The organism is Aquimarina sp. I32.4 (assembly GCF_002924285.1).
Lineage (GTDB): Bacteria > Bacteroidota > Bacteroidia > Flavobacteriales > Flavobacteriaceae > Aquimarina.
In genome coordinates, this window is sequence record NZ_PGUB01000211.1 from 1 (window position 1) to 2566 (window position 2566).

The 2566-nt window shown below is 29.5% G+C and carries 2 protein-coding genes; both read left to right on the plus strand.

Translation table 11 applies throughout. The features are described 5' to 3' along the window. The first annotated feature begins 429 nt into the window (after positions 1–429). A complete protein-coding gene (locus CVD18_RS21955; RefSeq protein WP_103867592.1) occupies positions 430–1563 on the plus strand; it encodes an AraC family transcriptional regulator in 1134 nt (377 codons plus the stop codon). Between the two features lie 109 nt (positions 1564–1672). Next, positions 1673–2260, plus strand: coding sequence for a hypothetical protein (locus CVD18_RS21960; RefSeq protein ID WP_103867593.1), 588 nt, complete (start codon positions 1673–1675; stop codon positions 2258–2260). The last annotated feature ends 306 nt before the right edge of the window (positions 2261–2566 follow it).

The window sequence follows — 2566 nt, forward strand, 5'->3', positions numbered from 1 at the left end:
CCTACTTATCCGATCTAATAGCCTCAATATGCAGTTCGTGTACCTCAGTACCGAGTTTTGTAGTCTCGCTTCCTTCACTGCATATCTCACGATAAACCAGCTTGCGACTTACTAATGGTTCAAGGCGTAACCCCTGCCCATAAGGGACTTGCACCCTCTAGATTAATTATTTATCTTCGATAAATAATAGATGCCCATGCTGGGCACACACAATGTGTATAATTCATTGCTAGTTATAGCTTGCTTACGAAAGTCCTCGCGGACTTTCTATCTGTGATTTATTTGCTAACTTTAATGCTTAAACACGCAACGAAATCATACACTAGACCGTTGTACAACATTAGAATACAGTTCTCGATACAAACTTATACATAAGAAAAATATATGCAAATGGACATTACAAACATTAAGAAAACTAAATTTTAATTAATGAATTTAATTTTAGACTTCTTTTTAGTGAGTGGCATCGTAATTATTGCAATAGTTTTATTAAGACTACTAAGAATAAAACAGAAAGAATTGCCTCAAAAAATATTAATTGTATTTTTTTTACTTCTATTTTTTGTTTCTATCTATTTTTATGCTTTGTTACATAATATTATTTGGCTAATAAGACTCTGCTTTCTACCAAATGATATTACGGTAATTACTTTAGGTCCTTTATTATTTCTCTATGTAAAATCGCTATTCTTAAAAGAAGATAGTTTAGTGAAAAACACTTTAGTACATTTTATTCCTACTTTCTTATTTGCTTTTGGCATTACAATTCCAACAATATTGTTCAATAATTTTAAGATAGATGAACTGGCTTACACACATACAAATTTTATACGTAGCATAATAAGAATTGAAAATTTATACTTTATTCTATACTTAATTATTTCACTACGATTGTTATCAAAATATCGAAAATTGACTAAATATAAATATTCGAACCTAAAAAAATACGATTTTAATTGGATAAAGATTATGCTTTTATCTGCATTAGGTATTATAAGTATTGATATAGGACTTAAAATATATGAATCTTTTTTTGGTGATTTTCAATGGAATGTCGACAATGTTTCTGTATTAGCTATGATTGTTCTAGTTTCATATTTGGCGTATTACGGTGTAAACCAATCTAAAGTATTATTACCATCCTTTTTATTAGATAATGAAGTTGATGAACCTGAAATTAATAAGAAAAAAAAGAATATATTATCTTCTGATAAAAAAGAAGAATTTGAAAACCTGAAAAACAAACTTGAACTTATTATAAAAACTGAACAGCCGTATTTGAATGAAGATTTGACATTAGGAAAATTAGCTGAACAACTTTCTACAACAGACAAAAAACTTTCTACAATGTTAAATCAATACTTGAACACTACATTTTATGACTTAATAAATAAGTATCGTGTAGAAGCTGTAAAAGACAAGATAAACTTAGATAGTCATAAAAATTATAACCTATTTGGAATTGCCTCCGAATGCGGTTTTAAATCAAGAACCAGTTTCAATAGAATTTTCAAAAAAGAAACTGGACTCTCTCCTTCTGACTTCAAAAAAAGTATTTCTTAAAGTCGTTCTATGTTTTTTTAACATATAATAACATACCAACGCTTCTATTGGTCAACCTAAATCATTATAAATTTATTGATTTGCAGTTAAATTTATAAACTATAATAAAATGAAAAAAAAGGTATTGACATTATTATTTTGTGGACTTGCATTAATTGTAAAATCACAAAACACATCTGAAAAATCACAAAAACAGAGTGTAGAAAAATCAATCTTCGGAATTCAAACAGGATTTGCTGGATTATGGATTAATAACGAACTAAAACTATCAAATCAAATTGCGCTACGAACTGAATTAGGTTTTGATGCTTATGATAATGATGATTTCTATTCTGATGCTGGTTTTCTCCTGACTACCGTTATTACATTAGAACCTCGTTGGTATTATAATCTCGATAAACGCGCAAGTAAATCAAAACGAATAGACAATAATAGTGGGAATTTCTTTTCTCTTAAAACAAGTTTTCGTTCAGACGATTTACTTCTCGACTTTGGAGATGATAAAGACGCACAAATAGTAGATAACTTATCAATAATTCCAACTTGGGGAATTAGAAGAAACTTAGGAAAACATTTTAATTATGAAACGGGTATTGGAGTTGGTTATATTCATTATTTTTCTAAAAATGCCGGATTTACAAAAAACAAAGGAGAAACTGCAATAAATTTACACTTACGTATTGGCTATCAGTTTTAGCAATAAAAACGTTGTACAATAACTAAGCATATGGCGTGCCGATAGGCTAGCGCTATATGATCTGTTGACTGATCTGGGATTTGGTGATAAGGGGGAATTCGAGAGGTTTGCTATACCCTTAACAAGAAAGAAAATCGTTAGGATGTCACTTTAGCATTTTTTTATGGTAGCAGATTACCTCAAAAAACGATATTTCAAAGTAGTTTTCATGCTTTTTATGAGGATTTGGTTGGTTTTTGGTCTTTTTCCTTCATTTTGGGCAATGGTATAGTAGGGTTCTTTTTAGAACCTGTTTTAAGTATTGTA